The 26,657-nt window shown below is 69.5% G+C and carries 29 protein-coding genes; 6 read left to right on the plus strand and 23 right to left on the minus strand.

Going from position 1 to position 26,657, the window contains the following annotated elements:
* Positions 1-651, minus strand: coding sequence for an ArsR/SmtB family transcription factor (locus ACIQF0_RS45580; protein ID WP_401041002.1), 651 nt, complete (start codon positions 649-651; stop codon positions 1-3).
* A 65-nt stretch (positions 652-716) separates the two neighbouring features.
* On the opposite strand from ACIQF0_RS45580, the gene ACIQF0_RS45585 reads away from it, so the two are divergent.
* Positions 717-1,994 (plus strand): isocitrate lyase/phosphoenolpyruvate mutase family protein, encoded by a 1,278-nt coding sequence (locus ACIQF0_RS45585; RefSeq protein WP_401041005.1) that lies wholly within the window; start codon positions 717-719, stop codon positions 1,992-1,994.
* Here ACIQF0_RS45585 and ACIQF0_RS45590 read toward each other — a convergent pair.
* From ACIQF0_RS45590 to ACIQF0_RS45685, 20 genes are all read right to left on the minus strand, one after another.
* Positions 1,963-2,922 carry a lysophospholipid acyltransferase family protein gene (locus ACIQF0_RS45590; RefSeq protein WP_401041007.1) on the minus strand — a complete coding sequence of 320 codons (960 nt, stop codon included), beginning with the start codon at positions 2,920-2,922 and terminating at the stop codon, positions 1,963-1,965. The two genes, ACIQF0_RS45585 and ACIQF0_RS45590, sit on opposite strands and share 32 nt — an antisense overlap.
* Positions 2,923-2,938: 16 nt before the next feature.
* On the minus strand, positions 2,939-3,976 hold the full coding sequence (locus ACIQF0_RS45595) for an NAD-dependent epimerase/dehydratase family protein (protein ID WP_360045280.1): 1,038 nt from the start codon (positions 3,974-3,976) through the stop codon (positions 2,939-2,941).
* Between the two features lie 276 nt (positions 3,977-4,252).
* A complete protein-coding gene (locus ACIQF0_RS45600) occupies positions 4,253-4,354 on the minus strand; it encodes a 30S ribosomal protein bS22 (protein WP_015105422.1) in 102 nt (33 codons plus the stop codon).
* 120 nt (positions 4,355-4,474) lie between these two features.
* The gene (locus ACIQF0_RS45605) at positions 4,475-4,687 is read right to left on the minus strand and encodes a helix-turn-helix domain-containing protein (RefSeq protein ID WP_030477960.1); all 213 of its coding nucleotides are present in this window, start codon (positions 4,685-4,687) and stop codon (positions 4,475-4,477) included.
* Between the two features lie 138 nt (positions 4,688-4,825).
* On the minus strand, positions 4,826-5,635 hold the full coding sequence (gene proC, locus ACIQF0_RS45610; protein ID WP_401041012.1) for a pyrroline-5-carboxylate reductase: 810 nt from the start codon (positions 5,633-5,635) through the stop codon (positions 4,826-4,828).
* A gap of 10 nt (positions 5,636-5,645) precedes the next feature.
* Positions 5,646-6,428 carry a thioesterase family protein gene (locus ACIQF0_RS45615; RefSeq protein ID WP_093605842.1) on the minus strand — a complete coding sequence of 261 codons (783 nt, stop codon included), beginning with the start codon at positions 6,426-6,428 and terminating at the stop codon, positions 5,646-5,648.
* On the minus strand, positions 6,425-7,321 hold the full coding sequence (locus ACIQF0_RS45620; RefSeq protein ID WP_401041015.1) for a proline dehydrogenase family protein: 897 nt from the start codon (positions 7,319-7,321) through the stop codon (positions 6,425-6,427). Before ACIQF0_RS45620 ends, ACIQF0_RS45615 begins: the two co-directional genes overlap by 4 nt.
* A 434-nt stretch (positions 7,322-7,755) precedes the next feature.
* Positions 7,756-8,601, minus strand: a complete 846-nt coding sequence (locus ACIQF0_RS45625; protein ID WP_401041017.1) for a sugar phosphate isomerase/epimerase family protein — start codon at positions 8,599-8,601, stop codon at positions 7,756-7,758.
* Positions 8,598-9,860: a hypothetical protein gene (locus ACIQF0_RS45630; RefSeq protein WP_401041019.1), complete on the minus strand. Its 1,263-nt coding sequence runs from the start codon at positions 9,858-9,860 to the stop codon at positions 8,598-8,600. Before ACIQF0_RS45630 ends, ACIQF0_RS45625 begins: the two co-directional genes overlap by 4 nt.
* Positions 9,860-10,840 (minus strand): Ppx/GppA phosphatase family protein, encoded by a 981-nt coding sequence (locus ACIQF0_RS45635; protein WP_360045289.1) that lies wholly within the window; start codon positions 10,838-10,840, stop codon positions 9,860-9,862. Before ACIQF0_RS45635 ends, ACIQF0_RS45630 begins: the two co-directional genes overlap by 1 nt.
* A gap of 27 nt (positions 10,841-10,867) precedes the next feature.
* Complete coding sequence (locus ACIQF0_RS45640; RefSeq protein ID WP_030477953.1) at positions 10,868-11,548, minus strand: response regulator transcription factor; 681 nt, start codon at positions 11,546-11,548, stop codon at positions 10,868-10,870.
* Positions 11,545-12,717 (minus strand): sensor histidine kinase, encoded by a 1,173-nt coding sequence (locus tag ACIQF0_RS45645; protein WP_401041023.1) that lies wholly within the window; start codon positions 12,715-12,717, stop codon positions 11,545-11,547. The genes ACIQF0_RS45640 and ACIQF0_RS45645 overlap by 4 nt, the downstream gene beginning before the upstream one ends.
* 305 nt (positions 12,718-13,022) lie before the next feature.
* A complete protein-coding gene (locus tag ACIQF0_RS45650; RefSeq protein WP_401041025.1) occupies positions 13,023-13,769 on the minus strand; it encodes a phosphoglyceromutase in 747 nt (248 codons plus the stop codon).
* A gap of 86 nt (positions 13,770-13,855) precedes the next feature.
* Positions 13,856-14,116: a hypothetical protein gene (locus tag ACIQF0_RS45655; RefSeq protein ID WP_401041027.1), complete on the minus strand. Its 261-nt coding sequence runs from the start codon at positions 14,114-14,116 to the stop codon at positions 13,856-13,858.
* Between the two features lie 71 nt (positions 14,117-14,187).
* Entirely contained in the window at positions 14,188-15,753 is a 1,566-nt protein-coding gene (locus ACIQF0_RS45660) for a 4-coumarate--CoA ligase family protein (protein WP_401041029.1), read from the minus strand.
* A 410-nt stretch (positions 15,754-16,163) separates the two neighbouring features.
* Entirely contained in the window at positions 16,164-16,946 is a 783-nt protein-coding gene (locus tag ACIQF0_RS45665) for a DUF4349 domain-containing protein (protein WP_401041032.1), read from the minus strand.
* Between the two features lie 129 nt (positions 16,947-17,075).
* Positions 17,076-17,555: a YbjN domain-containing protein gene (locus ACIQF0_RS45670; protein WP_319976764.1), complete on the minus strand. Its 480-nt coding sequence runs from the start codon at positions 17,553-17,555 to the stop codon at positions 17,076-17,078.
* Entirely contained in the window at positions 17,552-18,799 is a 1,248-nt protein-coding gene (gene mshA, locus ACIQF0_RS45675; protein WP_401041035.1) for a D-inositol-3-phosphate glycosyltransferase, read from the minus strand. Before mshA ends, ACIQF0_RS45670 begins: the two co-directional genes overlap by 4 nt.
* The gene (locus tag ACIQF0_RS45680) at positions 18,796-19,560 is read right to left on the minus strand and encodes an alpha/beta fold hydrolase (RefSeq protein WP_401041037.1); all 765 of its coding nucleotides are present in this window, start codon (positions 19,558-19,560) and stop codon (positions 18,796-18,798) included. Before ACIQF0_RS45680 ends, mshA begins: the two co-directional genes overlap by 4 nt.
* A 43-nt stretch (positions 19,561-19,603) precedes the next feature.
* The gene (locus ACIQF0_RS45685; RefSeq protein ID WP_401041040.1) at positions 19,604-20,743 is read right to left on the minus strand and encodes an Ig-like domain-containing protein; all 1,140 of its coding nucleotides are present in this window, start codon (positions 20,741-20,743) and stop codon (positions 19,604-19,606) included.
* Between the two features lie 92 nt (positions 20,744-20,835).
* Here ACIQF0_RS45685 and ACIQF0_RS45690 point away from each other — a divergent pair, with 92 nt between their 5' ends.
* Complete coding sequence (locus ACIQF0_RS45690) at positions 20,836-21,567, plus strand: SDR family NAD(P)-dependent oxidoreductase (RefSeq protein ID WP_360045307.1); 732 nt, start codon at positions 20,836-20,838, stop codon at positions 21,565-21,567.
* Here ACIQF0_RS45690 and ACIQF0_RS45695 read toward each other — a convergent pair.
* Together ACIQF0_RS45695 and ACIQF0_RS45700 are read right to left on the minus strand one after the other, a co-directional pair.
* A complete protein-coding gene (locus ACIQF0_RS45695) occupies positions 21,521-22,534 on the minus strand; it encodes a hypothetical protein (protein ID WP_401041043.1) in 1,014 nt (337 codons plus the stop codon). The genes ACIQF0_RS45690 and ACIQF0_RS45695 overlap by 47 nt on opposite strands.
* 79 nt (positions 22,535-22,613) lie before the next feature.
* Positions 22,614-23,714 (minus strand): UDP-N-acetylmuramate dehydrogenase, encoded by a 1,101-nt coding sequence (locus tag ACIQF0_RS45700; RefSeq protein WP_401041046.1) that lies wholly within the window; start codon positions 23,712-23,714, stop codon positions 22,614-22,616.
* Here ACIQF0_RS45700 and ACIQF0_RS45705 point away from each other — a divergent pair.
* From ACIQF0_RS45705 to purU, 4 genes are read left to right on the plus strand one after another with little or no spacing between them, the layout of a single operon-like run.
* The gene (locus ACIQF0_RS45705) at positions 23,713-24,201 is read left to right on the plus strand and encodes a DUF2505 domain-containing protein (RefSeq protein WP_401041049.1); all 489 of its coding nucleotides are present in this window, start codon (positions 23,713-23,715) and stop codon (positions 24,199-24,201) included. The two genes, ACIQF0_RS45700 and ACIQF0_RS45705, sit on opposite strands and share 2 nt — an antisense overlap.
* Entirely contained in the window at positions 24,180-24,986 is an 807-nt protein-coding gene (locus ACIQF0_RS45710) for a class I SAM-dependent methyltransferase (protein ID WP_401041052.1), read from the plus strand. The genes ACIQF0_RS45705 and ACIQF0_RS45710 overlap by 22 nt, the downstream gene beginning before the upstream one ends.
* Before the next feature lie 10 nt (positions 24,987-24,996).
* Positions 24,997-25,722 carry a maleylpyruvate isomerase family mycothiol-dependent enzyme gene (locus ACIQF0_RS45715; RefSeq protein WP_401041055.1) on the plus strand — a complete coding sequence of 242 codons (726 nt, stop codon included), beginning with the start codon at positions 24,997-24,999 and terminating at the stop codon, positions 25,720-25,722.
* A 37-nt stretch (positions 25,723-25,759) separates the two neighbouring features.
* Positions 25,760-26,611, plus strand: a complete 852-nt coding sequence (gene purU / locus ACIQF0_RS45720) for a formyltetrahydrofolate deformylase (RefSeq protein WP_360045317.1) — start codon at positions 25,760-25,762, stop codon at positions 26,609-26,611.
* Positions 26,612-26,657 lie beyond the last annotated feature (46 nt).

Here is a 26,657-nt window from a genome sequence, read left to right on the forward strand (position 1 = left end):
TCAGACGATCCCCAGTTCCCGCCAGCCCTGCTCGCCGGCAGGTGCGAGAACGACGGCCCGCCCGGACCCGATCCGGCGCACCCAGCCGCGCTCGAGGAACACCTTGCACAGGTGAGCTCCTGCCGCGCCGGCGAGGTGCGGCACGCGCTCGGTCCAGTCCAGGCAGGCCCGGCTGAGCTGGCGCTGCGACGGCTCGAACCCGAGTTCCTTCAGCCACACCATTCCGGGTTCGGTGACGGCGAGTTCCGCGGTGACGACACCCAGCCCCACCAGCCCTGACCTCAACGCGATCCCGAGCTGCCCGGCCAGGTGGTCGTAGCAGGTCCGGCCACGCGCCATCGCCTCCGAGGCGGAGGACGCGCGCAGCGAACGGGGCCGCGCGTCCGGCCCGGCGAACGCGACCATGCTCTCCAGCAGTTCCGCGACGTGCGGCCCGGCCAACGCCACGTACCGGTGCCGTCCCTGCCGGTGCTCGACCAGCAGCCCGCCCTCGACCAGCCGGGTCAGGTGCTCGCTGGCGGTGGAGGCGGCCACCCCGGCGTGAGCGGCCAGTTCCCGAGCCGTCCAGGCGCGTCCGTCCAGCAGGGCACCGCAGAACGCCGCCCGCGTCCGGTCCGCGAGCAACCCGGCAACCTGAGCAAGTCCCTCCATGGACCCATTCTGCGACCGGAACACTTCGGCCCGCGCCGAACCGTCCGGGCCCTAGCGTCGGCACCATGACCGAAGAGCTGCTGAACCTCCCCGTACCGGCCGTACCCGGCGGCGACCGGGGCGTGGCGTGGCTGCGCGCCACCGTCGTCCGTTTCAGCAACGGCCAAGAGCACACCCGCAGGCGTGCGCTCACGACCAAGCTCCTCGACAACGTCACCGCCACCACGCTCGACGAGCTGGCGACCGCGCTGGGCCTCCCCGGCTCGCTGAACGACATCGCCAGAATCGCCCCGACCTACCAGCCGCACGAGCCGATCACCGCGGAAGCCGACGCGGCCGTGGAACGCCTGGCCACCACCCACGACGAGGAGTCCGCGGCGAGAATCGGCCTGCTCGTCCAGGCCTGGGCGGCCACGAACGCACTGGCCGAGCACCTGCGCACCGGCAACCAGGCCCCACCGGTTCCGATCACCCGCAGGGCCGCGGAGACCGGCACGATCGAGGTCGGCCTCGACGACCACCCGTTCGGCCACGGCCCGCACGCCTGCCCAGGCCGTGATCTGGCCACCCGGATCGCCAAGAACATGGCGTTCAGGGCCATGCACCACCAGGACGAGCCGCTGATCCTCCCCAACGCCTGGGACCACGCCTCAGCGGCGGCGTTGCACGCGGCGGGCTTCACGGCGATCGGCACGACGAGCCTCGGCGTCGCGGCGGCGCACGGCATCCCGGACGGCATGGGCCTGGCCGGCGACCAGGCGACGGCACTGGCGAGGCGCCTGGCCACGTTGCCCTGCCCGGTCACCGCGGACCTGGAGTCGGGCTTCGGCAGGACACCGGCGGAGGTGGCCGATCTCGTGGCGGACCTCGGCGTGGCGGGGGTGAACCTGGAGGACGGCCGCCCGCACGGTCTCGCCACCCCGCAGGAGCAGGCAGAACTCATCGCGGCCGTGAAGGGACGCGCGCCGGGCGTCTTCCTCAACGCCCGCATCGACACCCACTGGCAGGGCGTGGCCCTGGAGGAGACCGAGGACCGGGCCCGCCGCTACGTCGACGCCGGCGCGGACGGGATCTTCGTCGCGGGCCTGACCGAACCCAGGGACATCGAGAAGCTCGCGGCGCTCGCCCCGTTGAACGTGCTGGCCCAGCACCGCACCCCGAAGGAGCTCGGCGACCTCGGGGTGAAGCGGATCAGCACCGGCTCGCTGCTGTTCAGGGCGGCCCTGCACCACACCGTCGCGACCGCTCGGGCAGTGCGCGACGGCGAACCGGTCTCGCGGTCGTTCAGCTACGACCAGGTCCAGGACCTGATCAGCCGAGGAACACGTTCCGACGCTGGGTGAGCAGCCGGTAGAGGGTCTGCTGGATCGTCTCCCGCACCTGGTCGGTGAGGTTGAAGACGAGCATCGGGTCGTCGGAGGCGTTCTCGCCGAACACGTCCGTCTGGATCGGCTCGCCGAACTCGATGTACCACTTCGAGGGCAGCGGGATCGCCCCGAGCGGGCCGAGCAGCGGGAAGAACGGCGTCACCGGGAAGTACGGGAAGCCGAACAGCCGCGCGAGAGCCTTGATGTCGCCGATCATCGGGTAGATCTCCTCGGCCCCGACGATCGAGCACGGGATGATCGGCACGCCGGTCTTCAGCGCCGCCGACACGAAGCCGCCGCGGCCGAAGCGCTGCAGCTTGTAGCGGTCCTTGAACGGCTTGCCGACGCCCTTGAAGCCCTCCGGCCACACGCCGACGAGCTCACCGGAGGACAGCAGCCGTTCGGCGTCCGCGTTGCACGCGAGCGTCTGGCCGCCCTTGCGCGCGATCGCGCCGAGCAGCGGCGTGCGGAACACCAGGTCGGCGCCGAGCCCGCGCAGCGACCGGTGCGCCGGGTGCTCGGCGGCGATGCCGTACGACGTCATCAGGGCGTCCAGCGGCAACGTGCCGGAGTGGTTCGCCACGATCAGCGCGCCACCGGCCAGCGGGATGTTGTTCAGGCCGATGGTCTCGACGCGGAACCACTTCTCGTACAACGGCTTCAGCGGCGGCATCAGCACGTTCTCGGTCAGGTCGCGGTCGAACCCGAACTCGTCGATCTGGTAGTCGCCCGCGATCCGCCTGCGGGCGAAGGACAGCAGGTCGGCGAGCCTGCGTTCCCAGTCCGACGTCTCGGGCTGCTGCTGCTCCGGCTCGGGAACCACCTCGACGTGGCGCGCTCTGCGCGCGGCGTCGCGTTCCGGGTCGTGCAGCGGGATAACGCGTGCTCCTGCCACTGCGTTCATCTCCTCAAAGCAAAGATCAGCGGAAACGGGCGGCCGCGTCGAGGATTCCCCGCTCCGCGGCTTCGACCGTCTCCGGGTCGATGAGCGGCTTCAGTCCTCGGCCGTTCACGTAGTCGTCGAACGCCTGCTGGGTGGTCCACCGCGGCGTGAACCCGAATTCCTTGCGCAGCAGGGTGGTGTCGACCACGCGCCCCCAGTTGAGGAACCTCATCTGGTCCGGCGAGAAGTCGACGAGCCGGGCGCTCCGGAAGAAGCCACCGACCGTGGGCACGGCCATGCTGGGCACCGGCAGGTTCAACCTGCCCGCCCGTCGAATCGCCTGCGACAGCAGCAGCACGCCGTCGCCGCCCACGTTGAACACACCGGGCAGGTCGTGCATCGTCGCGCGCTCCAGGACCGCCAGTGCGTCCTCGGAGTGCAACAGCTGCACACGAGCGTCGTAGCCCAGAACCGTGGGCACGACCGGAAGAGCGAAGTAGCGCGTCAGCACCGTGTCGATGCGCGGGCCGATGAAGTTCGTGAAGCGCAGCGTGGTGACGTTCACATCCGGCCTGCGGCGGCCGAACCCGCGCACGTACCCCTCGACCTCGACCGCGTCCTTGGCGTAGCCGGACGACGGCAGGTCCTTGGGGCCCATGTCCTCGGTGAACACCGCCGGGTCGCGGCTGCTGGACCCGTAGACGGCGCTGGTCGACTTCACGACGAGCTTCTGCACCTTGGGCGACTTCTGGCACGCGGCCAGCAGCTGCATGGTGCCGATGACGTTCATCTCCTTCATCACCGTGCGACCGGTGGGCCCGGCCGGGTTCGCGGTGACGGAGGCGTGCACGACGGTGTCCACGTTCGCGGTGGAGATGACCTTGCTGATCAGCGGGTTGCGGATGTCGGCCCGCACGAACTCGGCCCTGCCCATGCGGCGCAGCAGATCGCGCGGCGGCGGTTCGGTGTCCACACCGAGCACGCGCTCGATGTCCGGGTTCGCGGCGAAGCGCGCGGCGAGGTGGCCGCCGAGGAAGCGGCTGACTCCGGTGACGAGGACGACCTTGGGCGTCATGCGACTCCAAGCACGAAGGGTGGTGCGATTGGTCGATGCTACAGACCGAATAGAGAACCGCAGGGGGCCGGAACGCCGTCTTGACGCAGGTCACGCAGGCTTTACCGGCTAATCACCCGAACGGCGGCGACCGATCCCGTGTTTCCCGTGGTTCGTCTCAGTGGGTGATATCCGTGCCGGTGCAAGCACCCGACCGAGTACCCCTGGACGGCCCTTGGAAACGCAACCGCCGCCGACCTCCGTGAGGAGGCCGGCGGCGGCAGAGCGCATGCGGGCTTACTTGCCGCGCTTCCTGCGCTGGACCCTGGTCTTGCGCAGCAGCTTGCGGTGCTTCTTCTTCGACATGCGCTTGCGGCGCTTCTTGATGACCGAGCCCATGCGGGTTCCTTAGCTCTAGACGTTGCTTTGACTGGCGCGCCCCAGCCTTGGCCGTGTCAAGCACGGCGCGCCGGTAAGCACGATCGGCCTACCAGTCTACCCGGCGAGGTTCACCAGCCTTCAGCCAGCGTCGAAGTACGCGTTCTCCAGGTAGGCGTGGACCGCCTTCTCGGGCACCCGGAACGACTTGCCGACCCGAACAGCGGGCAGCTCACCGGAGTGCACCAGGCGATACACGGTCATCTTGGAGACCCGCATCATCGAGGCCACCTCGGCCACGGTCAGGAACTGAACCTGAGCGAGACCTGTTCGTTCGTTCTCCTTCGCAGGCATACATCACCGCATCCTTCGACACGTGTCGTGCCGTCGGTCTTCCCCACCAACGGTTCGACACGCACGTGCTGCCTCTGAGAGTAGCGGGACTGGTGTGACTCCTGCGACGTCCAAAGTGGGGACGACCCCTCACTTGGGTCAGTCCTCGTGCTGCCGGCCCAGTTCGACCGAGCGGTCACGAGCGCTCTCGATGGCCGCGAGCAGGGCCGCACGGACGCCGTGCTTCTCCAGCTCGCGAATGGCCATGATCGTCGTGCCCGCGGGCGACGTGACCGCCTCACGCAGGATCACGGGGTGCGAGGAGCCCTCGTTCAGCATCGTCGCGGCCCCCACGGCCGACTGGATGATCAGCGTCGAGGCGAGGTCGCGCGGGATGCCGAGCAGGATGCCCGCGTCGATCATCGCCTCGACCAGGAAGAAGAAGTACGCCGGACCGGAGCCGGACAGCGCCGTCACCGCGTCCTGCTGCGACTCCGGCACGACCGCGACCTTGCCCACGGTCGACAGCAACTCCTCGACGACCTTGAGGTGCTCCGGCGTCGCGTTGGAACCGCCGGAGACGGCGCTCATGGCCTCGCCGACGACCATCGGGGTGTTCGGCATGACCCGCACGACCGGCGTGCCCTCGGGCAGCCTGCGCTCGTACAGGGCCGTCGGCAGCCCCGCGCACAGCGAGACGATCAACGTGCCGGGACGCAGCACCGGCGCGAGCTCGGTGAGCAACGGCTCGATGTCCTGCGGCTTGACCGCCACGACCAGCACGTCGGCCTGGGCCGCCGCGCCGGGGACCGTGACGGCCTCGAAGCCGTACTGCTCGGTCAGAGCACGAGCCCGTGACTCGTGCTTCTCCGTGAACAGGAGATCCGTGGCGGCGCGGCCGCCCTGCAAGAGCCCGGACAGCAGCGCCTCACCGATCTTGCCCGCGCCGAGCACCGCGATCTTCGTCATCGGTCAAGTCTCACACAGCGGGTGTCAACGCCAGCTGCCGTGCCTGACACACCAACCGGCCGGCGGAATCGATCACCGTGGCGTCCTCGTCGAACCACTGGCCGTGCACCGCCTGGCAGGTGACGTGGATGCGCAACCAGCCCGGCGCCGGCCGGGCCCGCAGCAGCGCCGTCAGCTGCACAGTCGGTGACCAGCCGAAACGGCCGAGGTTGAACGTCACCGGCATCGACAGGTCGCCCGCGAGCAACGCGAAGTACGGGTCGGGCTGCTCGTCGGTCGGCCGCGCCCACAGCTTCAGCGTGAGCGGTCCGTCCGTGCGCCGGTCGAGGAACGTCGCCGACTCGCGGTCCACCCGAAGGTCGCACAGCGCGCCCACCCGGTAGACCCCGCCGGTCGGGAACGTCGCCATCTCCACCGAACCGGGCGGTGGCGCCGCGGGCATGGTGGGCAGGTTCACGTAGTCGGCCCGGTGCTCGGGGATCCGCCCCGTCGTCACCGATGCCTCCACACACACCTGACCGCGTTGCTCCAGCGTCACCGCGATGACCGTCGCCGTCCGCCCGGCCTTGCGCACGTCCGTGCGGACCAGCACGGGCCCGACCTCCGGCGCACGCAGGAACTGCGCGGACACGGCCAACGGATCACCGTCGGCGACATGAGCCGCCGCACGGGTCATCACCGCGAGAAGGAAACCGCCGTGGGGCTTCGGGCCCACGGTCCACTCGGCGGGCAGGGACGCGGTGAAGGTTCCGTCACCGAGCGACCGCACCGCACTGGACTTCGAGAAGGTCATGAGCGGCTGGCCAGCGACCGCAGGAAGAAGGTCACGTTGGCAGGCCGTTCCGCAAGTCGCCGCATGAGATATCCGTACCACTGCTCGCCGTAGGGAACATAAACGCGAGTCCCGAGACGCTTCTGCTCCTCGGTCCGGATGCCGTAGAGCATCTGGTACTCGAAGTCAGTTTTGTCATACCAGCGCGCTCGTTCGCCAATGATTTCGATCAAGCGCGGGTCGTGCGTCGCGAACATCGGATACCCCTCTCCGGCGAGGAGAACGTTCAGGCACCGCACGTAGTTCAGATCAACCTCGAATGGATCCTGAATCGCAACCTCGGGAGGCTCCGCGTAGGCCCCCTTGACCAGCCGAACCCTGCTCCCGGCCCCGGAGAGCGCCTTGCAGTCGTCCAGCGTCCGATGCAGGTACGACTGCAACACCGCCCCCACCCAAGGCCAGCTGCGACGCAGTTCGTGCAGGACCCGCAACGTCGAGTCGGTGGTCGTGTGATCTTCCATGTCGAGCGTGACGGTCGTCCCGCACTGCTCGGCCGCGGCACAGATCCGGGAGGCATTCGTCAGGGCGAGCGCTTCGTCGAGCGTCTGCCCGACCGCAGTCAACTTGACGCTGACCTCGGCGTTCACCGCCAGCCCAGCGGCGTGCAACGCGTCGAGCAACTCGAGGTACGCCTGCACGGTCCGCTCGGCCTGAGCCTCGTCCTTCGTGTCCTCACCGAGGTAGTCGAGCGTCACCGGCAGCCCCAGCCCCCGCACGACCTCGACCGCGTCTTCGGTGGTCTCGCCGGCGACGAACCGCTTCACGACATCACGGCTGATCGGCGCGTTGGCGACCAGATGACGGACGGCCTCGTTGCGAGACGCGGCCATGATCAACGCTCGCAGCGGGTTCACACCGGAAACCCTAACTCGCGACTCAACTCACAGCGCCGAGACGCGCCATCGCAACCCGCACCGCGCGGTGCCACCCGGCAGCCGACGACGCAAAACGACCACGTACGAGTCCTGGCGTGGCGATGCGAAGCGAGGTGTCTGAACCTAGAGCGCCGGGTAGCGGTGAGCCCCGCTCATGGCGATTGGGGCTTGACCTTGAGGGGCTGGGTGCCACCCTGTCTGGGCTCGGCCGGGGCGCTTTCACCCCGGCTTGTGAGGCCGACTACGCGCCCAGCTAGAGGCTCAAGGTCAAGCCCCAATCGCAACCCCGCACTTCGTCACTGCCTGATGGACCACCCTCGCAAGGCGACGGAACGTCAGGAACGCGACCAACCCCGCTGGAACGCAACGGCCCGCACGCAACAAGACCCGCCCGCACAACCAGGAACCCGCGATCAGCGAGACAACCCAGGCCGAGCCTTCCCGGCCTCACCCTCAGCGGCCCAGTCCAGGTGCAGCCGGGCGAACAACAACGCCTCCGCCAACATCTCCCGCCGCCCAGCAGGAGTCCCGGCCCGCCGCGTGTTGACCTCCAGCACGACCTGCCCGTCGAACCCACCCCGAGCCAGCATCTCGCACAGCTCCGCGCAAGGCTGCGTCCCGCGCCCGGGCACCATGTGCTCGTCCTTGGGAGCCCCGGACCCATCAGCGAGATGGATGTGCCGCAGCCCATCCCCCATCCGCTTGGCCAACTCCAACGCGTCCATGTGCGCGGCAGCAGAGTGAGACAAATCCAGGGTGTAGTTGGCGTGCCCGACATCAGTCGGATCCACAGAAGGCTTGAACGCGTTCATCTCGACAGTCCGCCCCCGCCCCAGAGGCCGCCGCACGGGGAACATGTTCTCCACCGCGATGGCGATCCCGCTCTCGGACTCCAGCGACGAGACCAGCTCCGCGAACCCGTCCGCGTACTTGCGCTGCCACCGGAACGGCGGATGCAGCACCACGGTCGAAGCGCCAAGATCAAGGGCAGCCCGAACCGACCGGCGCAACCGCTCGGCCGGGTCCGGCGACCACACCCGCTGCGAGATGAGCAGGCAGGGCGCGTGCACGGCGAGGACCGGCATGCCCGTCCGGGACGACAGGCGGTCGACCGCGCGGATGTCCTGCGACACCGGGTCGGCCCACACCATCAGCTCGACGCCGTCGTAGCCCAGTTCGGACGCGATCTCGAACGCCGCTCCGGCTGGCTGCGGGTAGACCGACGCCGTGGAAAGCCCGACCGGGATGCGGGCGGTCAACTCTTCACCAGCAGCATCGCCGCTGGTGAGACGGTCACGATGAGGCCAACGAGCACGGCCAGGACGGTGGTCTGCAGATCGTCCGCTCGGCGGATCTTTCGAACCAGCAACACCAGACCCACGGTAACGGCAAGCGCCACCACGAGTGCGGCGGCCGGTACCGAGCGCCACAGGTAGTTGAACGCGAGCCACAGCGCGGCGCCGCCGAGCACGCCGACGGCGAGCTGGCCGATCATGATCAGCCATTCCTTGCCGGCCGAGCGCGGTTCGGCGTCCGGGTCCTCCTCGACGTCGGCCGCGTCGTCGAGGCCGGCGGGACCCTCGTCCTCGTCGTCCTCCTCGTCGGCGTCCGCGAGGTAGTCGTCCTCCGGGCGGTAGACGGCGTACTCCTGCGAGTCGTCGTCCACGTACGGGGCGGGGTGCGCCGCGGTCGACTCCATCGGCGCCATCGACAGGTCGGTCTTGGCGTCCGCGTCGTCGTCGCTGAACCAGGCGTCGGGCACGTTGCCCGGCAACGGTTCCGGCAGCTTCGGCGGGGCGGGCGGCACGATCAGCACGGACTCGGTCTCGAGCGCGGCGATCTTGTCCACCGGCGCCTTCGCCGGGATGCGCGGAAGCTGCTCGGTCATCGCCTCGCGCGGCGGGCCCGGCACCGGCATCTGCACCGACGGCGGAACCGGCTTCGGCGGCCGGGTGATGTTCGTGCGCGACGGCGCGCCGGGCGCCTGGTCGAGCCGTGCCTCCAGGCGGCCGGGCACGTCCGGGCGCGGCATGTCCGAGCGGGACGGCTGGTCGCGAACCTGCGGCACCTGCCTGGTCTGCTCGGCGGCCGCGGGAGGCGGCGGCACCGGCGCGACGGGCTTGGGGACGGGCGGCGCCGGCTTCGGCTGCTGCGGGGCCGGTCTGCGGACCAGCGGCGGCTGGGCCTGCGGCACCGGCATCTGCTGCGACTGCTGTGGCGGCTTCGGCGGCGCGACCTGCTGTTTCGGCTGGTACGCCGTGCGCTCGGCCGGCGGTTCGGGTGCGGCGCGACGACCGGGCTGCGGTACGTCGTCGTCGCGAATGGCCATCAGGCGGCCGCTGTCGGACAGCACCCGCTCGATGATCGTCTGGGGCGCGGTCTCCGGCTGCTGGACGTCGTCCTCGTCGTCAGCCCGGCGGCGTCGCCGACGTGGCGCACTCTCTGCGCTGCCCCCGTACTGGGCGAGCAGCTCAGCGACTGTGCGCTGCGTCTGGTCCGATCCGCTCTCTCGACTCATCAACTCCACCGTGCCCCGGTCTGGCCAGTCCGTCCAGTATCGCTCTGGTCCGTCCCATCAGTGTGATCCAGCCGCCGGAGGATGACACCCTCCCGGAGTGCCCAGGGGCAAATCTCCAGCTGCGTGAGTGACAGGGCTCGCATTGTTGCCTCCGCGACCAACGCTCCCGCGACGAGCTGGTGTGCGCGTGAAGTGCTCACGCCTTCCAGCTCCGCGAGGTCGTTGGCCGACATCCGGGAAATGAACGCGATCAGCTGCCGCAGGCCGGCGTCGGTGAGAACCCGACGCGCCCTGGGCCCGGCAGACGATGGCGCGGCCCCGGTGAGCCGCGCCAGCGTTCGGAAAGTTTTTGAGGTCGCAACCACTCGATCGGGTTCACCCGCGCGTTTCAGCTTCCGCGCCACGGGCGCGAGCTGGTCGGCGAGCCAGTCGGTGGTCTCGCGGACCTCCGAACGCCGGGGCGGATCCTTCTTGAACCGGGTCCTGGTGAGCCTTCCCGCGCCGAGCGGCACGGAGAAGGCCAGGTCCGGGTTCTCGTCACGGCCGATGGCGAGCTCCAGCGAGCCGCCACCGATGTCGAGGCTGAGCAACCTCCCGGCGGACCAGCCGTACCAGCGGCGGACCGCGAGGAAGGTGTAGCGGGCCTCGTCCTCGCCGGACAGGACCTTCAGCTCGACCCCGGTCTCGGTGCGCACGCGGTCGAGCACCTCGGCCGAGTTGCCCGCCTCGCGCACCGCCGAGGTCGCGAACGCCATCATGTCGTCGCAGCCGGACTTCTTGGCCGACGCCTTGGCGGCGGCCACGGCACGAACGAGCTGGTCAGCGCCCGATTTGGAGAGCTGTCCCCGGTCGTCGAGCTGCTCGGCGAGACGAAGGATCGTCTTCTCGGACGTCATCGGGATTGGGTGGGCACCACGATGCGCGTCCACCACCAGTAGGTGGACGGTGTTGGACCCCACGTCGAGAACGCCCAGGCGCACGCCGGAAACGGTACCTGGTCGTGTCCGTCAGGACTCGAACTTGTAACCCAGACCCCTGACCGTAACGAGGTGCCGCGGTGCCGAGGGGTCAGGTTCGATCTTCGAACGGAGCCGCTTGACGTGCACGTCCAGCGTCTTCGTGTCGCCCACGTAGTCCGCTCCCCACACGCGGTCGATCAGCTGGCCCCTGGTCAGGACCCTGCCGACGTTGCGCAGCAGGTACTCGAGGAGGTCGAACTCCTTGAGCGGCAGGCTGATGTCCTGACCCGCGACGGTGACGACGTGGCGTTCCACGTCCATCCGCACCGGGCCGGCCTCCAGGATCTGCGGCAGCAGGTCCTCGGACTCGCCACCGCGGCGCAGCACCGCGCGGATGCGGGCGATGAGCTCCCGCGCCGAGTACGGCTTGGTGACGTAGTCGTCAGCGCCGAGCTCGAGGCCGACGACCTTGTCGATCTCGCTGTCGCGGGCCGTCACCATGATCACGGGGACGGCGGAGCGCTGACGGAGCTGCTTGCACACGTCCGTGCCGCTCATGCCGGGCAGCATCAGGTCGAGCAGCACGATGTCGGCACCGTTGCGGTCGAACTCCTCGAGCGCCTCCTGGCCGGTGGCCGCGAGCGCCGCGGTGAACCCTTCCTTGCGCAGCAGGAAGGCGAGCGGATCGGCGAAGGACTCCTCGTCCTCCACGATGAGCACTCTGGTCACAGCTCTCCTCCTGGGTCACCCGCGCCGGAAGGCACGAGAGTCGGATTCGGTTCGGTCGCCGCGGCGGGAATCCGCAGCGTGAAGGTGGACCCCGTTCCTGGCAGGCTCCACAGCTTCACCTCACCGCCGTGGTTGGCGGCGACGTGCTTGACGATCGCGAGCCCGAGACCGGTGCCCCCGGTCGCGCGCGATCGGGCCTTGTCGACGCGGTAGAACCGCTCGAAGACGCGGATCTGCTGGTCCTCTGCGATGCCGATGCCGCGGTCGGTCACCGCGATCTCGACGTGCCCGTCCACCAGCCGCCGGCTCACGCTCACCGGACTGCCGGGCGGCGAGTACGCGACGGCGTTGTCCAGCAGGTTCGTCAGCGCCGTGACCAGCAACGACCGGTCGCCCGGCACGACGAACCCGCTCGGTTCGTCGACGTTGATCGAGATGTTGACGGACTCGGCGGCGAGCTTGGACCGCGACAGCGCCTCGTTGATCACGACGTCGATCTCGGTGTCGGACAGCTCCGGCAGCTTCTCGGCGCCCTGCAACCGGGACAGCGCGATCAGCTCGGTGACGAGCGTGCCGAGGCGGGTGGCCTCCTGCATGATCTTCGCGCTGAACCGGCGGACCTCGTCCTGGTCGTCGCTCGCGTCCAGCACGGCCTCCGCCAGCAGCGCGAGGGCCCCGACCGGGGTCTTGAGCTCGTGGCTGACGTTCGCCACGAAGTCGCGCCGGGTCTTCTCCAGCCGCACCGACTCCGACTCGTCCGTGGCGTCCACGACCGTGAAGTTCTCGATGAGCAGGCGGACCTCGGCGTGCACGGCCTCCGGCTGACGCCCGGTCCGATAGCCCTCCAACGGCGAGAGGTCGACGTACACGACCTCGTTGCTGCCGCGGACGCCCTCGGCCGCCTTGCGGGCCCGGTCGTCGACGCGGTTGTTGCGGACGATCCCGAGCTCTTCGGCACGGGGGTTGTGCAGCACGACGTCACCGAAGTGGTTCAGCACCACGATGCCGTCGTGCGAGTCGTGCACGATCTGCTGGATGAGGTCGGCGACCGTGAGGCCTTCCGGCTTCCGGGGGTGCCGTGGGGCGGTGGACCGGCCGATGAAGAAAGCGGCGATCACGCCGATGAGCGCGAGGCCGATCGACACAGCGAGGTAACCCGTTGTGGTCACGAGGCGAATGGTAAGCAGCTCAGAGGTGTCTTGGCCTAGTGCGGAAGCGTGAACCGTGACACCCGCGACACCTCAATGGACGGTTGTTCCGTCCCTGGTCAGCCCGTGTTCACCCAACCGTGACTCTATCTGTGGTCGCTGCTTCGCAGACTCCGGCGAGTTCGTCGGGAAGTCGGTCGTCCGGCCACCGCTTCGACCCGAATCGCCTTCGGCGGTTGACCCGAAGAGGCGACCGGACGACCGACACGAACTCGCGACGCAAAAAGGCGCACCCGGAGGCCGGGTGCGCCTTTCTCGAAATGTGCTCAGCGACCCTGGTTCGCCACCGCCGCGATGGCGTCCTTCGCGGCGTCGGGGTCGAGGTACTCGCCACCCGGCTTGAGCGGCTTCAGGTCCTCGTCGAGGTCGTAGCGCAGCGGGATGCCGGTCGGGATGTTCAGGCCCGCGATGGCCTCGTCGGAGATGCCGTCGAGGTGCTTCACGAGGGCGCGCAGCGAGTTGCCGTGCGCGGCCACCAGGACCGTCTTGCCGGTGCGCAGGTCCGGGACGATCGCCTCGTCCCAGTACGGGAGCATGCGCTTCACGACGTCGAGCAGGCACTCGGTCAGCGGCAGGTCGGGGCCGAGGCCCGCGTAGCGCGGGTCGGTGTCCTGGCTGAACTCGCTGCCGGGCTCGATGGGCGGCGGCGGGGTGTCGTAGGAGCGGCGCCAGAGCATGAACTGCTCCTCGCCGAACTCCTCGAGCGTCTGCTTCTTGTTCTTGCCCTGCAACGCGCCGTAGTGGCGTTCGTTGAGACGCCAGTCGCGCTTGACCGGGATCCAGTGCCGGTCGGCGGCGTCGAGGGCCAGGTTCGCGGTCATGATCGCCCGGCGCATCAGCGACGTGTGCAGGATCTCCGGCAGGACGCCGGCGTCGCGCAGCAGCTGGCCGCCGCGACGGGCCTCCTTCTCACCCTTCTCCGACAGGGGAACGTCCACCCAGCCGGTGAAGAGGTTCTCCGCGTTCCACGTGCTCTCGCCGTGGCGGAGCAGGATCAAAGTTCCGACAGACATGGCGGCTAGCCTGCCATGCCGACCCCCCTGCCGTACCCCGGCCGGGCACCGTGATCCACGCCATGAGATTCGCCGGTGCGGACGGGCTACCGCTCCTCCAGCTCGGCCAGCACGTCGGCCGCGTCGCCGCTGCCCGCGCCGGCGAGGCGCCGCAGCTCGTCCAGATCACCGCGCTCACCGGCCAGCTCCACGAGCACGTCCACGGCGTCGGACGAACCGCCGTCCGCGAGCCGGCGCAGCTCGTCGAAGTCGCCGCGTTCGCCCGCCAGCTCCACGAGCTGGTCCACGGCGTCGCCGTCGCCGGCCGCGGCGAGCACCCGCAACTTCCTCAGTTCTTCGTCGTCCACTTCGCCCACCTTCCGCCGAAACGCCGAGAGGCCCCGGCAGCATCCTGCCGGGGCCTCTCGGACGTCGCAGATCAGGCCTGTTCGCGAGCCCGCAGGTCCTTGCGCAGGATCTTGCCGGCGGCCGACTTCGGGATCGCCTCGATGAACTCGACCACGCGCACCTTCTTGTGCGGCGCGACGTGCGAGGCCACGAACGCCATCACGGCGTCGCCCTCGATCGACGATCCGGCCTGGCGCACCACGAACGCCTTCGGGATCTCCTCGCCGTCCGCGTCGCGCACGCCGATGACCGCCGCGTCGGCGATCTCCTCGTGGGTGAGCAGCACGGCCTCGAGCTCGGCCGGCGGGACCTGGTAGCCCTTGTACTTGATCAGTTCCTTGACGCGGTCGACGATCGAGACGATGCCGTCGGCGTCGATCACGGCCACGTCGCCGGTGTGCAGCCAGCCGTCGTCGTCGATGGTGGCGGCGGTGGCCTCGGCGTTGTTCAGGTAGCCCTTCATGATGTTCGGGCCCTTGCACCACAGCTCGCCGCGCTCGTCCACGCCGACGTCCTCGCCCGTCGCCGGGTCGACCAGGCGGCACTCGAGGTTCGGGATGATCACGCCGACGGTGCCGACCGAGATGTCGTCGCGGCCGTCCGGGATGGCGTGGCTGACCGGCGACATCTCCGTCATGCCGTAGCCCTGGACGACGCGGCAGCCGATGCGCTTGCGCACCGCGTCGGCGAGTTCGACGTCCAGCGGAGCGGCGCCGGAGAACAGCGTGTGCAGCGGGGACAGGTCGTACTTGTCGACGATCGGGTGCTTCGCCAGGGCGACGGCGACCGGCGGTGCGATGTAGACGCGGTCGGTCTTGTGCTCGGCGATGACGCGCAGGAACTCCGGCAGTTCGAACTTCGGCAGCGTCACGACGACACCGCCGATGTACAGGCCGTTGTTCATCAGGACCTGCATGCCGTAGATGTGAAAGAACGGCAATACCGCAAGAATTCGCGTATGCGCGCCCACATCCGAAAGAATTGGGCCACATTGCACGAGATTCGCGACCAGATTTCGGTGCGTGAGCATTACGCCCTTGGGCAGCGCCGTCGTGCCGGACGAGTACGGCAGCACCGCGAGGTCCTCGGACGGGTTGATCGTCACCTCGGGCACCGGGTGGTCGTTCGCCAGCAGCTCGGGCAACGACGGGTAGCCCTCCGCGCCGTCGAGCACGACCACGTCGGTCACGCCGGCCTTCGCGGCGCCGGGGGCGGCGTTGGGCAGCAGCACCGAGACGGTGAACAGCATCTTCGCGCCCGCGTCGTGCAGCTGGTGCGCGACCTCGTCGGGCGTGTAGAGCGCGTTGATCGTGGTGGCCGTGGCGCCCGCACGCAGGATGCCGTGGAACACGACGGCGTAGTACGGCGTGTTCGGGCTGAGGATGCCGACGACATCACCCTTCCCAATACCTCGCGCTGCCAGTGCGGCGGCCATCCGGTCGACGGCTCCGGCGAGCTGGCCGTAGGTCATCGACGCACCGGACATGCCGTCGATCAGCGCAACCCGGTCCACCCGGTCGGCGATGTCGCCGAACAACAGCTGGTGCAGCGACACATCGGGGATCTCGACATCGGGGTACGGACTGCGAAAGACCATGCGGCGACCTCATTCACTCGCTGTACAGCGCTGTACACCCAGCCTGTGGGGTCATCGTGATCCAGGCCACTGAGCAGGTCAAGGACTGCTCGATCGCTACAGATACGTTACTTAGCACGTCTAAATACACTCGAATGGAGTAATACAAGCACTTGTGATCGCAAGGATGTATCTGAGAAGTTGATACCGCCTCCGCGAGTCGGCTCCCACGCTTACTCGACGAGCGCGAGGCACCGAGCGCGATTCGTCATCCCCCGTCGAATCGCGTGGCCCGCTTGGGATCCGCAGGCACCCCCCGTCCACGGATCCACAGCAGCGGGGACCTTTGACGCGGGACGGCTCGATGCGACTCCCCCTCTCTCCCGAGCCGTTCCGCGCATCATCAAAGGCACACTCTCAGTAGAACTTGATCAGGCTGCTTCGTTCATTCGGGTGACACGCCTGCGTCGGCGCAGGACGTAGATCACCACCGCCGCGGGCACTCCCAGCGCCACGACGAACGGCAGCAGGGCGCCGGCCGCGATCAGGATCCCGTTCAGCACGGCGAGCAACGCGCTCCAGCCCCCGGCGAGCGCGCTCAGGAACCCGGCCTTCTCCGGTTCCGGCGGCGCGATCGGCACGGTCGCGACCTGCACGGTCAACGTCGCCATCGCGACCTTGCCCTTCAGCGACTCGCTGCGCCGCTGCTGGGACTCCAGCTCGGCCTGCCGCTTCGTCAGCTCGGACTCGATCTGCGCGATCTCGGCCGTCGTCCCGGCCCGCTCGAACAGCACGCGGAGCCGCTCGACGCTGGCCTTCTGCGTCGCGATCCGCGCCTCGACGTCCACCAGCTGGTCGGTGACGTCCTCGCTGCGCACCTCGCTGCGGGTGACCTCCCCGACGCTCCCGAGATCGCGCACGACCCGGTCCAGCTCGGACGACGGCACCCGCACGGTCACGGACCCCGACCTGCTGGTCGAGTTCTCCTGCCCCGCGAACCCGCCGACCGCCGTGGCCCGGTCCTTGATCTGACCGATGGCCTTCAGCACGTCATCGCTGCGCAAGTCGACAGTGGCCGTGCGCACCAACTGCCGTTCCTGCTGCTGCACCGGCTGCACGGCCGGCGCGGCGTTGTTCTCCTGCTGCGGCGCCTTCTGCTGTGCCGCCTGCGGCGGCGCGGCGGCATCCTTCGCGGCCGACCCACCACCACTCATGTTGCTGCTGCACCCCGCCGTGACAAGGGTCAGCAACGCGACTCCCACCCACACCCCTGGTCTGCGCATGCCCATCGGACGGGACGGCGGGGACGGGTGGTTGCCGGGGAAGCCGAAACGAGTTGCCCGCTAGTCCGAAACGAGATGTTGGAAGGCCTGCAGGTTCGCCAGCGACTCGCCGCGCGACACCCGCCACGCCCACTCCCGCCGGATCGCGTCGGCGAACCCGATCTCGAGCAACGGGTTGAAGTCGCCGTCCGCCGCTTCCAGCACCTGCCCGAGCACGCGGTCCAGCTCGTCGGGCGTCACGGCGTGCTTGCCGACCCGTCCGACCAGGTAGATGTCACCCTCGGCGTCGATCGTGTAGTGCACGCCGTACAGCCGTGCGTTGCGGCGCAGCAGGAACCGGTACACGTCCTCGAACGACTGGTCCGGCCGCCGGCACACGAACGCCTCGACGACCAGCGCGTGCTTCGTCTCGACCAGCCACAGGTTCGTCTGGAGCTTCTTGGTGCCCGGCAGCGTCACGAAGAACTTGCCGGGCTCGCTCCGGTCGTACTTCAGCTCCCGCTCGTCCAGAAAAGCCTTGATGACGCCATCGATGCTCAAGCGAAAACCTCCCGGCGGAACACGTCTCCCGCCTCTTGATACCCCGCCAGCAGGGCGTCAGTCGTGCGGTCCCAGGAGAAGCGTCGCGCATGCCCGACGGCGTTGCTCGCCAGGTGCTCCCGCTGCGGCAGCGCGACCCCGTTGATCGCGGAAGCCCACTCACCGGCCTCGTGCCCGTGCACGAGCACCCCGGACACGCCGTCGTTGACCGCCACCGGCAACCCTCCGACGGCCGCCGCGACCACCGGCGTCCCGCAGGCCTGGGCCTCCAGCGCGACCAGCCCGAACGACTCGTTGTAGCTCGGCACCGCGACCAGGTCGGCGGCCCGGTAGACCTCCGCCAGCGCCGGACCCGGCTGCGGCGGCAGGAACCGCACGACGTCCGTGATCTGCAGCTGAGCGGCCAGTTCTTCCAAAGCCTTGGGCCGTTCGGTGCCGCTGCCCGACGGCCCGCCGACGATCAGCACGACGAGCTTCGACCGCAGCCCGGGGTCGCGCACGAGCATCTCGGCGGCCGCCCGGAGCAGCACGTCAGGGGCCTTCAGCGGCTGGATCCTGCCGACGAACGCCAGCACGATCGCGTCCTGCGGGATGCCGAGCGCCTGCCGGGCCGCGCACTGGTCGCCCGGCGTGAAGCGGTCGAGGTCCACACCCGGCGGCACGACGGCCACCTTGGACGGCTCCGCGTCGTAGAGCTTGATCAGTTCGCCGGCCTCGATGTCGGTGTTCGCCACGAGCCGGTCCGACTCCGCGACGACCTGCTCCTCGCCGATCACCCGCATCCGCGGCTCCGGCGCGTCGCCCTCGGCCAGCGCCAGGTTCTTCACCTTGGCGAGCGTGTGCGCGGTGTGCACCAGGGGCACGCCCCAGCGTTCGCGGGCGATCCAGCCGACCTGCCCGGACAGCCAGTAGTGGGAGTGGATCGCGTCGTAGTAGCCGGGCTCGTGGCGTGCCTCCGCCCGCAGGACCCCCGCGGAGAACGCGCAGAGCTGACTCGGCAGCTCCTCCTTGCCGAGCCCCTCGAACGGACCGGCGGCGACGTTGCGGACGCGCACGCCCGGCGCCAGCTCGACCACCGGCGGCAGCTCGGAGGAGGTGGCACGGGTGAAGATCTCCACCTCGACACCGCGCTGGGCCATCCGTGTGGCCGTCTGCACGATGTAGACGTTCATCCCGCCCGCATCACCCGTCCCCGGCTGTTCGAGCGGCGAGGTGTGCACTGAGAGCACCGCGACGCGCTTCATCGGGCGACTCGCAGCAGGTCGGCGGCGAACCGCGCGGGCCGCTCCAGGAAGGGCGCGTGCGCGGTGTCGGGGTACAGGCTCAACTCGGCTCCGGGGATCAGGGCGGCGGAGTACTCGGCGGCGGCAGGGGCGACCACCTCGTCTTGAGTTCCGTGCACGACCAGAGCCGGCACGTCAACGGCCTTCAGCACGTCGGCGCTGCCCACATCCCTGCGGAACAGCTCACCTCGCACTTTATGGCTCACGGAGGTAGCGGAGGCAGTGAGCTTCGCGACGGTCCCAGCAGGCAGGACAGGTGCCATGGCCTCGCAGAACTTCGCCATCACGAGGTCGTCGGTGATCGCGCCGGGCAGTGCGTCCCGCATCACCGGCCCGGTCTCGCCTCCAGGGCGACCGCGGCCGATCTCGGTGATCGCGCTCACGAACACCAGCGCGTTGATGCCCGCGGTCCCGTGGACGCGCAGGTAGTCGGTGATGACGAGCCCGCCGTAGGACCATCCGGCGACGGTCGCGGGCCCTGTGTGATCGAGCACGGCCTTCAGGTCCGCGGCCCACTGGGTGGAATCGCGGTAGTCGCCGAAGTCGTCCGATTCGCCGTGTCCGCGCAGGTCGACGGCGTAGGTGTGAAAGCCGGGCAGGTCCCAGACGGCACCCGTCTGCGCCCAGCCGTGGATCAGGACCACCGGCGGAGCGTCAGCCGGACCTGCCTCACGTACGGCCAGTCGTCCCCCGCCGGCCGCCGCCACGTGTGTCAGATGCACACCCGTACGAACGACCTGGTCGGGGGACGCATTCCCGCCGGTCCTACTTGATGGCGGACTTGCCCTTCCACTGGTCCCACGAGATCTGCCAGTCGTACCAGTCGAACTGGGCCGGCAGCGTCGTGATCGAGCCGGTCACCTCGACCGGGTCGCCGACCAGCGCCGAGTCGTAGTACGCCTTCGCGTCGGCTTCCAGCAGGTTCGCGCAGCCGTGCGAGGTGTTGTTGTTGCCGATGTTCGCCGCGTTGTCGTTGTTCTCGTGGATGAACTCGCCGTGGTTGGAGAACCGGACGGCCCACTTCTTCACGACGTTGGTGTAGCCGTAGCGCGGGTTGTCGAACGAGAACGTGTCGTTCTTCGACATGACGACGAACGTGCCGTTCGGCGTGGTCAGCTCGGGGTCGGCGTCCTTGCCGAACGACGCCGGGTAGTCGGCGACCTGCGCGCCGTCGCGGAACACCTTGAGCCGGTGCGTCGGGTTGTCGATCTTCACGACCTGGTTGCGGCCGACGGTGAAGTCGCTGGTCACGTCGGCCTTGCCGAACGCGCCGCCGCCGTAGTTGACGCCGTAGAGCTTGGCCTCGACCTTGACCGTCGTGTTGGCGGGCCAGTACTTCTCCGGCCGGAAGTGCACTTCCTGGGCGCTGAGCCAGGCCCACGAGCCCTGGACGTTCGCCGAGTTCGTGACCTTGAGGGCCTTCTCGACGGTGGCCTTGTCCTCGACCGGCGCCTCGAACTTGACCATGATCGGTGCGGCGATGCCGACCGTCTGGTTGTCGGAGGGCCAGAGCGTCGCGCGGGTCTGCGAACCGGGCGCGACGGTGGTGAACGAGCCCTTGAGCTCGACCGGCTTGCCGTCGGAGCCGACGGCCTTGCCGTTGTAGCTGTACGTCTTGCCGTAGCCCAGGGGCTCGGCCGTCGTCCAGCCGGACTTGTCCTCGGTGAGGGTGCCCTTGACGTCGGCGCCCTCGGGGGACTTCAGTGCGACGGACTCGATCTTGCCGTCCACCACGGTGACCTGGACCGGGGTCGTGACCTGCACGTCCTTGGTTCCGTCGACCGGGGACAGGGTCACCTTCGCGGACGGCAACGAGCTGTCCGCCTTCGGCGATCCTGCCTCGACACTCGAGCAGCCGGTCAGCAGCGTCAGTCCGGCGACCAGCGCGACAAGTGTTCTCTTCACGGTTTCGACCTCCCACCATGGTGGACGTCCAGAACCCCATCGGGGTGTGAGTGATGTCAGTCACACCCCGTTCGGCACCTACGATCGAAGTCGTGAATCGACCTGTCGCAGTTGTGACCGGAGCTAGCGCGGGCATCGGCGAGGCCACCGCGCGCCGGTTGGCCGCCGAGGGCTTCCACGTCGTGCTCGGTGCACGTCGTCTGGACCTCCTCCACGTTATCGCGAAGGAGATCGACGGGACGGCCATCGAGCTGGACGTCACCGACGAAGCCTCCGTCGCCGCCTTCGCGGACCGGGTACCCCAGGCGAACGTCCTCGTGAACAACGCGGGCGGTGCGCGCGGGCTCTCGACCGTCGCCGAGGGGAGCGCGGACGAGTGGCGCTGGATGTGGGAGGCGAACGTCCTGGGCACCCTGCTGGTGACCAAGGCGTTCATCCCGAAGCTGATCGCGTCCGGGGACGGGCACATCGTGTCCGTGACGTCCATCGCCGCGTACGAGGCCTATGACAACGGCTCCGGGTACACGAGCGCCAAGCACGCCCAGTCGGCGTTGCACCGCACGTTGCGCGGCGAGCTGCTCGGTCAGCCGGTGCGGATCACCGAGATCCAGCCGGGCATGGTCGAGACGGACTTCTCGGCGAACCGGTTCGGCGGCGACACCGAGCGCGCGGCCAAGGTCTACCAGGGCATCACGCCGCTGGTCGCGGACGACGTGGCGGACGTGATCGCGTTCGCCGTCACCCGGCCCTCGCACGTGAACCTGGACACCATCGTGCTCAAGCCGCGGGCCCAGGCCTCCGCGACTCGGGCACACCGGGAGTGAGCAACTCCACGTCCAGCTGACGCAGGACGGGCTCGATGGGGTTCGCGAACCCCGTCGAGCCTGATCCGGCGACGTACAGGCCCACGACGAAGTTGTCGGCGTCGACCAGCACGGCGCCGCTGTCCCCGTGGTCGCCGAAGCGTTCGGACGAGTGGACGCGGATCTGGTCGCGCAACGTCCGGACGCCGATCCCGTCGCCGAAGTCGAGCCGCAGCGTCGAGTCCGTCGACTCGATCACGCCGTACGTGAGTTCGGTGGTGCGGCCACGTTTGCGCACGGTCGAGCCGATGACGGCCCTGGCGCTGCCCATGATCGCGCCGACGTCGAGCACCTCCGCGCGGAACGGCCGGGCGCCCATCCGCAGGCCCGCCGCGGACACCGCTCCGGCGAGCGCCGCCCGGTCCAGCACGGCGATCTCGTCGGCACCGGGAACCCCGCCGTCCACTCGGGACGGATGCACGAACTCGTCGCCCACCGACCACGAGTCGTCGACACACCCGACGTGGAAAGTGGTGAGCCCCAACACCTTGCGAGGCTCGTCACGGGTGAGGACGAACGCGCCGAGCGTGCCCGCGATCACGTACTCGCCGGCACGCTCGACCTCGGGCGGCACGACCCTGAACGACCTGGCAGGGCCGATGCCGATGCCCCCGCGCAGCACCGGATGCCGTTCCGCCGCAACGGGTTGCCCGTCGGCGGCGCGGCTGATCCTGGCCCGGTGCAGCACGATCGACTCGGCGACCACGTCGGTCGGCACGCCGCGGACCTCCACCGGGATCTGCTGCGGGTGGTCAGGTCCCTTGGCGCACACGTAGACCACGATCGCGGCCCTGCCCGTCGGGCGGCCGCGGGTGACCTTCTCGCCGATGTCGACGCCGATCACCCCTGGCCGGGACAGGAACTCGTCTTCGACCATGCGCTTGACCGGCCTGATGACCTCACGCGCGTTCTCGTCGAGGTAGCTCATGGCGACCCCCGTTCCAGCGGTCCTACCTCAATGAAACACGGGAAGTAGCGGTTCGTCACACGGAGTCACCCGTACGGACTTACAGCTGAACGCCTACGAAGACCGGTTCCGGGTGCAGTTCCACACCGAACGCCGCCCGCACGCCGTCGCGCACCTCGCGCGCGAGGTCGAGCAGGTCCTCGGTCGAGGCGCCGCCGCGGTTCGTCAGGGCCAGCGTGTGCTTGCCGGACAACGAGACCCGGCCGCCGGGTCCCTGGTGGCCCTTGCGGAACCCGGCGCGTTCGATCAGCCACGCGGCGGAGAGCTTCTTCTGGCCGTGGCCCGCGGGGTAGCTCGGCACGTCGACGTCGGCGCCGAGGCGTTCGGCGATGCGGATCAGCACGCCGCTGAACGTCGAGTCGTCGATGATCGGGTTGGTGAAGAACGAGCCCGCGCTCCACGTGTCGTGGTCGGTGGCGTCGAGCACCATGCCCTTGCCGCGCCGCAGTTCCAGCACGGCCTTGCGGGCCTCGTCGGCCGGAACGCGTTCGCCCTGCGCCACACCGAGGACGCGCGCCAGCTCGCCGTAGCGGATCGGCGCGGACATGCCGCCGGAGGTCAGCGAGAACCTGGTGCGCAGCACGACCGCGTTGTCCGTGCCCTTGAGCACGCTGGTGCGGTAGTCGAGGCCCAGCTTGGCTGCGGGCACCTGGTGCACCTTGCCGCTGCGGCGGTCCAGCAGGTCCACCGACTGCAGCACCTGGGAGATCTCGACGCCGTACGCGCCGACGTTCTGCACGGGCGTGGCGCCGTTGAGGCCGGGGATGCCCGACAGGCACTCGAGGCCGCCGAGGCCCTGCGCGACCGCCTCGGCGACGACCGCATCCCACTCCTCGCCCGCCTCGACGGTGAACTGGACGATGCCGCCGCCCAGCGGGTCGAGCCGGAAACCCTTGGTGGCGACGTGCACGACCGTGCCGTCGAAGCCGCCGTCGGAGATCACGAGGTTGGAGCCGCCACCGAGCACGAGGACCTTCTCGTCGGCGGCCGCGTCGGCTGTTCGCACGGCTTCGACCAGCTCAGCGGCGGTCGTGGCGTGGACGAACCGCGCGGCCGGGCCACCGAGTCGGAGCGTGGTGCGCTCGGCCAGAGGTACGGACTGCGTGGTGGTCACAGACGTCAACGGTAGCCTCCGCGACATGGCACGCCGCATCGAGCACCACACCACGTCACCCCATTCGGCGGAGAAGGTCTACGGCGCGATGGTCGACGAGACCTATCTGCGCGACCGGCTGGCGGCCATCGGCGGCCCCGGCGCCGAGCTCGTGACGTTCTCCAGCACCGACGAGCGGACGTCGTACCAGCTCAAGCAGGGTGTGCCCGCGGAGCACGTGCCGTCGGCGGTCAAGGCGGTGCTCGGTGGCGACCTGGTGATCCAGCGCACGGAGACCTGGGCTGCCGGTGCCGGCACGGTCGAGGTGGCGGTGGGCGGCGTGCCCGGCCGGCTCGACGGCTCGTTCACCGTCCTGGACAACGGATCCGGCTCGAAGCTCACCCTCTCGGGGGAGGTCAAGGTCAGCATCCCGTTCGTCGGCGGCAAGATCGAGAAGCTGATCGCGGAGCAGGTCGCGGTGCTGCTCGACAAGGAGAGCGAGTTCACCTCTCAATGGCTCGCAAACCGCGGCTAGCGGCCGGCCGGGCTCGCGCGCTCGGCGTTCCGACCCGCGGCACGACCAACCCGAACCGCCTGCGCCGCGTCGACCGGTGGATGACCGGCACGCTGTCCGGCTTCCTGGCCGAGACCGCCGATCCGCTCGTGGTCGACCTCGGGTACGGCGCGACGCCGATCACGACCGTCGAGATGGCGTCGCGGCTGCGGGTCGTGCGGCCGGACGTGCGCGTGCTCGGGCTGGAGATCGACACCGACCGGGTCGAGGCGGGCAAGGCCGTCGCCGATCCGCCCTTCCTGGACTTCCGGCGCGGTGGCTTCGAGCTGGCCGGTGCGCGGCCGGTGTTGTTGCGCGCCTTCAACGTGCTGCGCCAGTACACCGAGGAGCAGGCGTTCGAGGCGTGGGACACGATGCTCGGCCGGATGGCTCCCGGCGGGTTGATCGTCGAGGGCACGTGCGACGAGATCGGGCGCCGGTGCACCTGGGTGACGCTGTCCGCCGACGGGCCGTTGCGGTTCACGCTGGCGTGCAAGCCGTCCGGCATCGACGTGCCCTCTGATCTCGCCGAGCGGCTGCCCAAGGCGTTGATCCACAAGAACGTGCCTGGCGAGCGCGTGCACGCGTTGCTGGCCGAACTGGACGCCTGCTGGGCCACCGCGGCGCCGTTCGCGCCGTTCGGGCCTCGGGCGCGGTGGGTGGAGTCGGCGCGGTTGCTGGCCGAGCGGGGCTGGCCGGTGCTGGACGACCGGCGGCGGTGGCGACTCGGCGAAATCACGCTCGAATGGGCGGCTGTCGCACCCTAGTGTGGGTTTCGTGGACTTCGTCGCGCAGATCGAGACCCAGGCTTCCCTGCTCCGTTCGGCCGCTGTGAAGGCAGGTCCGGACGCCCCCGTCTCCACGTGTCCTGAGTGGACGGTGCGGAAACTGGTGCGGCACATCGCCGAGGTCCACACGTGGGCGGCGCAGGCCGTCGTCACCGAGCCCGAGGCGGGCCGGCCGGAGTGGCCCAAGGCCCCGCGGGACTGGGACGAAGCGCTTGCCTGGTGGGACAACGGTCTCTCGACGCTCGTCACCCACCTGCGCGACACTCCCGCGGACCGTCCGGCGTGGACGTTCCAGGGTCCCTCGCACGCGGGGTTCTGGGCACGCAGGCAGGCGCACGAGACGTCGATCCACCGCCTGGACGCGGAACTCGCGACCGGTCACGAACTGCCGTCGCTGGTCTTCGACCCGGAGTTCGCGGCGGACGGCATCGACGAGATGCTCACGATCATGATGCCCCGCCAGCTGGTGCTGGGCCGGGTGATCGAGGTGACCGGCCGGGTCCTCGTGCACGCCGCCGACGCAGGCCGCACGTGGGAGGTCTGGCTCGCGCCCGGTGAGCCGCTGGTCGTGACCGGGGTGCTGGACTCGGCCGTCGACGCCGACGTCACCCTCGCGGGCACGGCCGACGCCGTCTACCGCGCGCTGTGGGGTCGTCCGAGCCACGCGATCGTGACCGGAGACGAGTCGCTGTTGGCGGGGCTGCCCAGGCCGTGAATACTTCTGCGGCGTGTCATCGCCTGAGCGTCGCTATGTGATCACCTTCGGCTGTCCGGACCGCACCGGCATCATCGCGAGGATCTCGTCGTTCCTCGCGGACAACGGCGGCTGGATCGTCGAGGCCGCGTACCACACCGACCCGGACACGGGCTGGTTCTTCACGCGCCAGGAGGTCCGCGCGGACTCGCTGCCGTTCGGCGTGGACGAGCTGCGCTCCCGGTTCGCCGAGGTGGCCGCGGCGCTGGGCGCGCAGTCGACGTGGACGGTGACCGACACGGGTTCCCGCAAGCGCGTGGTCATCCTGGTGTCGAAGGAGGGCCACTGCCTCTACGACCTGCTGGCGCGCGTCGCGACCGGCGAGCTCGACGTCGAGGTGTCCGCCGTCATCGGCAACCACCCGGAACTCGGCGACATCACGCGCGCGCACGGCATCCCGTTCCACCACGTGCCGTTCCCCCCGAACGACCCCATGGGCAAGCAGGCGGCGTTCGCCCAGCTGCGCGAACTGGTGGAGAAGCACGACCCGCACGCCGTCGTGCTGGCCCGCTTCATGCAGATCCTGCCGCCGGAGATCTGCGCGGCCTGGACCGGCCGCACGATCAACATCCACCACAGCTTCCTGCCGTCGTTCATCGGCGCGCGCCCGTACCACCAGGCGCACCGCCGCGGCGTGAAGCTGGTCGGCGCGACGTGCCACTACGTCACGGCCGACCTGGACGCCGGGCCGATCATCGAGCAGGACGTGATGCGCGTGCACCACGGCGACTCGGTGGCGGACATGGTCCGCAAGGGACGCGACATCGAGAAGGTCGTGCTGGCGCGCGGGTTGCGGTGGCACCTGGAGGACCGTGTTTTGGTGCACGGCAACCAAACGGTGATCTTCTAGGGACTGTGTTTTGAACGAGTAGGCAGTACAGGCAGGGTGTTGCCCA

Origin of the sequence: Lentzea sp. NPDC092896 (genome assembly GCF_044754905.1) — a bacterium.
Classification (GTDB): Bacteria; Actinomycetota; Actinomycetes; order Mycobacteriales; family Pseudonocardiaceae; genus Lentzea.